6 protein-coding genes and 1 pseudogene are annotated in these 6,708 nt (G+C 62.5%); 3 read left to right on the top strand and 4 right to left on the bottom strand.

Annotation, left to right across the window (positions count from 1 at the left end; genetic code table 11):
- From EN943_RS33335 to EN943_RS33320, 4 genes and pseudogenes are all read right to left on the bottom strand, one after another.
- Positions 1-235, bottom strand: a pseudogene (locus EN943_RS33335) (formylmethanofuran--tetrahydromethanopterin N-formyltransferase); the annotation flags it as partial.
- Positions 223-1,854: a formylmethanofuran dehydrogenase subunit A gene (locus tag EN943_RS33330; protein WP_127416183.1), complete on the bottom strand. Its 1,632-nt coding sequence runs from the start codon at positions 1,852-1,854 to the stop codon at positions 223-225. The gene EN943_RS33330 and the pseudogene EN943_RS33335, both read right to left, overlap by 13 nt.
- On the bottom strand, positions 1,848-2,936 hold the full coding sequence (locus tag EN943_RS33325) for a tungsten formylmethanofuran dehydrogenase (RefSeq protein WP_127416182.1): 1,089 nt from the start codon (positions 2,934-2,936) through the stop codon (positions 1,848-1,850). Before EN943_RS33325 ends, EN943_RS33330 begins: the two co-directional genes overlap by 7 nt.
- 117 nt (positions 2,937-3,053) lie before the next feature.
- Positions 3,054-3,434 (bottom strand): 4a-hydroxytetrahydrobiopterin dehydratase, encoded by a 381-nt coding sequence (locus EN943_RS33320; RefSeq protein WP_127416181.1) that lies wholly within the window; start codon positions 3,432-3,434, stop codon positions 3,054-3,056.
- Positions 3,435-3,590: 156 nt separating this feature from the next.
- On the opposite strand from EN943_RS33320, the gene EN943_RS33315 reads away from it, so the two are divergent.
- From EN943_RS33315 to EN943_RS33305, 3 genes are read left to right on the top strand one after another with little or no spacing between them, the layout of a single operon-like run.
- Positions 3,591-4,562 (top strand): beta-ribofuranosylaminobenzene 5'-phosphate synthase family protein, encoded by a 972-nt coding sequence (locus EN943_RS33315; RefSeq protein ID WP_127416180.1) that lies wholly within the window; start codon positions 3,591-3,593, stop codon positions 4,560-4,562.
- Between the two features lie 29 nt (positions 4,563-4,591).
- The gene (locus EN943_RS33310) at positions 4,592-5,485 is read left to right on the top strand and encodes an NAD(P)-dependent methylenetetrahydromethanopterin dehydrogenase (RefSeq protein WP_127416179.1); all 894 of its coding nucleotides are present in this window, start codon (positions 4,592-4,594) and stop codon (positions 5,483-5,485) included.
- A gap of 13 nt (positions 5,486-5,498) precedes the next feature.
- On the top strand, positions 5,499-6,593 hold the full coding sequence (locus tag EN943_RS33305; RefSeq protein WP_127416178.1) for an ATP-grasp domain-containing protein: 1,095 nt from the start codon (positions 5,499-5,501) through the stop codon (positions 6,591-6,593).
- The last annotated feature ends 115 nt before the right edge of the window (positions 6,594-6,708 follow it).

Here is a 6,708-nt window from a genome sequence, read left to right as displayed (position 1 = left end):
TCATGACGCGGCAGCCCGGCCGGCCATCCGGTGTGGCCGATGGCGGCAGGTCGAGATCGATTGCCGCTTCGCAGCCGCAACCGATCACCGAGGTGGCGAAGCCGGTCATCGTGATCGCCGCCTGGCGAGCCCATTTCCGGCTCGGCGCGGTGATGACGATGGCGGTTGCGCGCATGCCGAAGGCTTCGGCGAAGGTATCGTCGATCGTTACCCCATTGACGCTCATGTTCGGCATGGCACCTCGCCGAATGGCTGTTCGCGCGCAATTGCGGAATCCGGAAAATTGAACCAGTCCAGCGACAGGCCGTAGCGCTGTTGGTGATAGTCCTCGAGCCGTCGCACCATTGCCTTGTCGACAGGCGGCTTGAGCCTCAATGCCTTGCCCCAGCGGTAATGGATGATTTCGCCGTCTTGAACGACGAGATCGCCATCCTTGAAAACATACGCCGCCTGTCCAAGCATTTTCGCGATACTGCGGTCCCTGCGATAGACAGCGATGTCGGCTATTGCACCGGCGCCGAGATGGCCTCGATCCGTCAAGCCGAGCAGCTTGGCCGGCGCCGCGCGCGTCATGATGGCGATTTCCTCGAACGTGTATTCGCGGTCGATTGCGGCCAAGGTAGAGAGCGCCAGAGCGGATCGTGAAAGTCCAGCGGTCATTTCGGCGCGCGCTTCCCGGCTCATCAGCAGTTCGAACAGCGCCGGATAAGCGGTAAAAGGTGCACCGTTGGGATGATCGGTGGTGAAGAACACACGCCAGGGATCGTCGATCAGGAGAAAAAGCTCGAGCCCGATCGCCCACTGCATCGTGCCGTAGAAGTCCTTGCCATAGCTGTAAGGCACGATGCCGCCGCCATTGCCGTCACCGTCATGAATGACGATCTTTTTCGGGTGCGCGCTGCCGCGCGCCGAAAACTGCCGCATGACGTCGGAGGAGACCGTGACCGTCTGGCCGAACATCACCTGGCCGATATCGATGGTGACTTCCGGCGTCGCGTTGACCAGTTCGGCAAGCCGTGCGGCGGCGGAAGAAAACCCGCGTTTTCCTTCCGTGCCATAGCCATAGAACTGGAGGTGGGCGAGATGCAGCGGCAGTCCATCCGCCGCTGCAATCGTCGCAGCCGCCGTATCCGCCGATCCGGGGCTGCCCAGATTGTTGCAATGGACATGCAGGGGATGCGGCAGGCCAAGACTGTCGACGGCGGCCTGCAGCGTCTTGACGATCTTGCGCGAACTGACGCCATAGGAAGGCACGACATCGTCCAGCGAGAAGGTGCGGACGTTCTCCTTGAAGGCGGCCGCCGCACCGGCGTTGATCACCTTGACCCCAAGCGCTCGCGTTGAGGCGACCGTCCAGGCGACGTAGTCCTCGATCATCGTTCGGGGGGCGTCGTCGCGGATCATCGACAACAGGAAATCGTCATTGCCGAGAATGGCGAGGGTTGCTTTGTCGATGATCGGGATGTCAGCCAGTTCGAGATGCGTGTGAAGCGCCGCTCCCGGCGACATTGCCGGCTCGACGACCGTCGTAAAGCCCATCTTGGCGTAGAGGCAGCCCGTCTGGAACGTCGACCAGCCGGCATTGGAGAGCGGCGTCGTTGCTGGCCGCAACTGATGGGCGGCATGCTGTTCGGGCAAGAGCAGCCGCGCGGTGTTCACATTGCCGCCGCCGATGTGGGAGTGGATGTCGATGGCGCCAGCCATCACGATGCAGCCGCTGGCTTCGATGGTCCGGTCGGCCACCCCTCCCGCCGGGGCCGGAACGATCTTGTCGTCCTTGATCCAGAGGTCGCCTTTGCCGAGACGGCCGTTGACGGGATCGATGATGTCGCCGCCGGCGATTCTCGTCAGCATGGCAGTGCCTCGGCGAAAGCTTGGGTAGCGATCAGGCGGATGATCGTCGCGGCGGAGGGCAATTGCGAAGCCGCTTGCGCATCGATCGACCTGAGCGAGCCCGTGCGGCTGGAGTAGACAACCGCATCGTGATCGATCCCAGCCTCGCCGATGGCGATGGTGACTGCGGCGCCGGCAACCGGCTCTTGCGTTTTCGTCAACGCAATCAGTGCCATGCGGCGCTTTTTTTCCTTCGGTTGGGCAGTCGTGGAGGAGATCCGCAGGTGCAGGTCGGCTTCCCCGGCAGCGATCATGCGCGGCACATCGTAACGCCAGGGATCGAATTCCGGGAAGCCGCGCGCAAAGCCGGTGCGCAGTGGAAAACCTGTCATCCAGGCCGAGGCGAGCGTGCTTCCCCAGCCGTTTCCGTTCGCCGGCAGATGAAGGCCGGATGCGCGCGATTTGCGATTGAGATCGGCGATCAGTCCTTGCAGCATCTCCAATGCCAGGCCTTCGGCGGCGTGGCCTGAAAACAGGAACACGGGAAAATGCGCGGCCGCCAGAGCTTTGGCGAAATCATTGAAATTCGACACCGATTGCGATGTACGCTGCCCTTTGTGCTGGGCCCTCAGTGCCGCCAGCGTGGCGGCGAGGCTAGCTTGGCCACAGGAAAGTTGCGTTGCCTCGCGCCCGCCGTTCAGCGGCGGCACAGACATCCCGTTTGGGCCTACCACGAAGAACGCGCGCTGGTTCCCGGTCGACAGGTCGGGAACCGTCCCGGCGAGTTCGCCAACAAGACCATGATGGATCCGCGGGAGCTCGCCCACGATCACCACGACATCGGCACGCCGGCGCGTCTCTCCGGGGGCGACGGTCATTGCCCCCTTGTCGGTAAAAAGCGCGGTCTCTCGGGCAAGTGCCGCGCCATCGGCATGGTCGTATGCCGCGCCAGCCCGCTCGGCCAGCGCGATCGCCGCCCTGGTGCCATCTATATCCGTATCAAAGCTGAAAACCGGGCACCGACTTGACGACAATAGCGACGCGGCATGCGCAGCCGCGTGCTCAATCAGCGCTTCCCGGTTGCCGATCCAAGCAACCGCCATTCGCTAAACTACTTTCTGGTGCCGGCCCGATCCTAGACGAAACTGGATTGGCCGTGAACCCCACCTTGCAGCGGATCAGCGAATGTTTTCATACGCGTCAACAAAATCCGACCCTGCCTAGTCATATTTGATGTAAGCGAAGCGTTGATCGGTCGGCGGAGTGCCCTCCAGTGCCCCGCCTTCCTTGGCCGGCTGCCACTGGACAACATCCTCGATCTTTTTCGCCAACTCGAAATCCTTGTCGGTAATGCCTTTCGCCGCGTGGTTCGTCAGGCGCACCTCGACCCAGGCATAGGAGGCGGTGATATCAGGATGGTGCCACGCCGCCTCGGCAAGATGGCCAACCGTGTTGATGACCATGAGCGTCGATTTCCAGCTGTGGGTCTTGTATTTGCGCCGGATCCAGCCGTTTTCATAACGCCATTTCGGCAGCTCCTTCTCAAGCCGGTCGGCGATCTCGGCTTCCGAATAGACCTTTTCCTTGACTGTCTCGTTCATCTCGACCTCCGCGAATTGCTCGGTCTGTCTACACGCCGGAGCCGGCAAACACGTGGATGCGTTCTCTTTGGCTTGCCCCATCGACGAAAACAGTTATCATGGTACCGGGCACCTAAACTTCCATGATGCATCCATGATGCACCCATCGGGGGGCAGATGTCGAATTCTGTTACCATACGAGTGCCCGCTCGCCTGCACCTTGGCTTCCTTGATCTCAATGGCGATGCCGGACGGCGGTTCGGCAGTGTCGGGCTTCCATTGAGCGAACCCGAAACCGTCGTCACCCTGTCGCGGTCCGGCGAGACCATCGTCGAAGGCTCCGAGAGCACCCGCGCCAGCGAGCATCTGTCGACGCTCTGCAAGCATCTCGGCATTCGCGGTCAGCACCATCTGGTGGTCGAGCAGTCGATCCCCAGTCATGCGGGTCTGGGCTCCGGCACGCAGATCGCCCTTGCCGTCGCCTCGGCGTTGCGCACTCTCCATAATTTGCCTCTGGATATTGCCGGCGACGCGAGCCTGCTCGAGCGGGGCGGCCGATCCGGCATCGGCATCGCAAGTTTCGAAGATGGCGGCGTCACAGTCGACGCCGGCAAGAACGACCGCGGCGGAACGCCTCCGGTCGTCGCGCGGCTGCCGTTTCCGGAAGAGTGGCGCGTCATCCTCATCCTCGACCATTCCGGGCATGGACTGCATGGCGCAGCCGAGGTCGCGGCGTTTCGTTCGCTGCCGCCATTCCCAACGGCAGGCAGTGGGGAGATCTGCCGGCGGGTGCTGATGGGCATTATGCCGGCTTTGGTCGAGCGGGACCTCCCGGCATTCGGCGCCGCCGTCACCGCGATACAGATGCTGATCGGCAGCCATTTCGCCCCGGCGCAGGGCGGCGTGTTCACCTCGAAGCGGGTCGAGATGGCGGCCCACTGTCTCAATGAAGCAGGCGCCGTCGGCATCGGCCAGAGTTCCTGGGGGCCGACAGGCTTTGCCTTCGCGCCATCGCACGACGCCGCGCTCAAGTTCGTCGACGCGGTTCGGAAGACGACAGTTGAAGACGGCCTTGAAATCAAGATCGTCAAGGGCAGGAACTCCGGCGCGAAGATCAGCTCAACCAGGCTGAATCTCGTCGGCAGCTGACGCTCCCGTTTCAGGCAGAAAGGCAAGAAATGGCCCGCAAACACATCCTGCACATGCTGACACCGTTGAAGCAGATGAGCCCCTTCGACGTGAACATGGCGCTCGACGCAGGTTTCGACGCCGTCGTCCCCTATGTCGATGTAAGCCTCGCCGAAGTGACAGGCCTGGTCCAGGACGCGATCTTCTCGCGCCCGCCGGATGCGGGTGTCGACACCGGCATCTTCATCGCCGGGAAGGATGCCTCGTTGGCGCTCGACATGTTCGACGCCGCGAAGAAGGCGATGGTGCCGCCTTTCCAGGTTTCGGTATTTGCCGATCCGGCCGGCTCGTTCACCACGGCCGCGGCGATGGTGGCCAAGGTCGAAAAGGCGCTGGAGAAGAAATTCCAGCGTGCGCTCAGGGATACGAGGGTGGCTGTTTTCGGCGCCACCGGCGTCGTCGGCTTGTGCACCGCCGTCATCGCGGCAGGGGAAGGTGCCCGGGTCACACTTGTCGGCCATGACGGCATCGAACGGGTCAAGCAGATCGCGGCCGAGATCGAAAGCAGGTTCAACATCATCGTCGATGCCGCTGACGGATCGAGCGACGCCCGCAAGACAAAGCTGGTCGAGGCGAACGAAATTATCCTGGCTTGCGCCAAAGCTGGCGTCCAAGTGGTCTCCAAAGCCCAGTTGAAAGGCAATGGCCTGCTTATTGCGGCCGACGTCAACGCCGTTCCTCCGGCCGGCATCGAAGGATTGGCCGTCAATGCCAATGGCGATCCACTCGAAGCGGCAAAAGCTGTCGGCATTGGTCCGCTTGCCATCGGCAATGTCAAATATAAGGTCGAATTCGGTCTCTTCAAAAGAATGATCGAATCCGAAAAGACGATCACGCTCGGTTTTCAGGAAGCGTTTTCCCTTGCACGCGAGATTGCCAAGTAACGCCGGATCACTTTTGATCGCGGCAATTTCAGGCCGGGCGCTGGCCGCCGCCGCGCGTCGCGCCGGCTATCGTCCGCTGGTCGCCGATTTCTTTTGCGATACGGACACCGTCGCGCTCGCAGAACGCGCGACGATATTGCCAGGCGACCTGCAAGGGGGCATCGACGACGAGCGCATCGTCGACACGCTTCGGCGATTGGCTGGAGACGACCTGCCGGCCGCCATTATCCTGGGCTCTGGGTTTGAGCGGATGCCTGAGACCGTGGACGAAATCGCGCGACACTTTCCGCTCGCAGGCAATAGCGGCGCCGCAATCCGCAGGATCAAGGATCCGCAGTTGCTGGCCGACGATTGCGCCGAACTTGGCATCCCGCATCCGCAACTGCGATGGGACCAGCCGCCTGATCCGGAGAACTGGGTGGTCAAGACCGCGGGCGGCGCCGGCGGTGGGCACGTCAGACGGGCTGCCGGCGAAAGCCCGACCACCGGCCGCTACTTCCAGCGTTTCGTTGCCGGACGCAGCATCTCGGCCCTGTTCGTCGGCAATGGCCAAACCGCGCAAGTCGCGGGCTTCAGCCAACAATGGACATCCCCCTCCCCGGCAGCGCCCTATCGCTACGGCGGCGCCGTGCGGTTGAGACGCTTCGATCGCAGACAGGCGGCGGTTATCGGCGGTTGGCTCTCAAGTCTGACGCGACGCGCCGGCCTGGTCGGATTGTGCAGCGCCGATCTCATCCGCGGGCCGGATGGCTACAAATTCATCGAGATCAATCCGAGGCCGGGGGCCACCCTGGACATTTTCGACGATGTCGACGCGCCATTGATCGAAGCGCATCTGCGCGCCGCGACGGGTCAGGTCTTCCGCTTGCCGCGCTTCGTCGATTCGATGGCGTCGATGGTGACCTACGCCGCGACGCCAATCACTCACTTTCCGTCGATTGCCTGGCCTGAATGGACAGCGGACCAACAGTCGGCCGGCACCCTTCTGATTGCCGGCGACCCTGTCTGTACGGTCTTCGCGCGCGGTCCGAGCGCCCAATCGACCAAGCGGCTCATCAAGGGACAAGCCAGTCAATTGCAACTCCAATGGGAAGGAGACCGGACATGAAAGACGGTTCGGCATTCCTGAACGACAATGCACAGCGCATCGTTGACGGCATGATCAGCGACGCCGAACGCCTGCGTATCGTCGTCTCCACGGGGCCATTGGGCGAGCGCCTGAT

Source organism: Mesorhizobium sp. M7A.F.Ca.US.006.01.1.1, assembly GCF_003997935.1.
Taxonomy (GTDB): Bacteria; Pseudomonadota; Alphaproteobacteria; order Rhizobiales; family Rhizobiaceae; genus Mesorhizobium.
Note: the sequence above shows the minus strand (reverse complement) of the source record. Positions and strands in the feature narration are given on the sequence as shown.

What these genes read in the sequence shown, in the direction of transcription:
- EN943_RS33320 (WP_127416181.1), bottom strand. Translation starts at nt 3,434, where the DNA reads ATGAACGAGACAGTCAAGGAAAAGGTCTATTCGGAAGCCGAGATCGCC.
- EN943_RS33315 (WP_127416180.1), top strand. Translation starts at nt 3,591, where the DNA reads ATGTCGAATTCTGTTACCATACGAGTGCCCGCTCGCCTGCACCTTGGC.
- EN943_RS33330 (WP_127416183.1), bottom strand. Translation starts at nt 1,854, where the DNA reads ATGCTGACGAGAATCGCCGGCGGCGACATCATCGATCCCGTCAACGGC.
- EN943_RS33325 (WP_127416182.1), bottom strand. Translation starts at nt 2,936, where the DNA reads ATGGCGGTTGCTTGGATCGGCAACCGGGAAGCGCTGATTGAGCACGCG.
- EN943_RS33310 (WP_127416179.1), top strand. Translation starts at nt 4,592, where the DNA reads ATGGCCCGCAAACACATCCTGCACATGCTGACACCGTTGAAGCAGATG.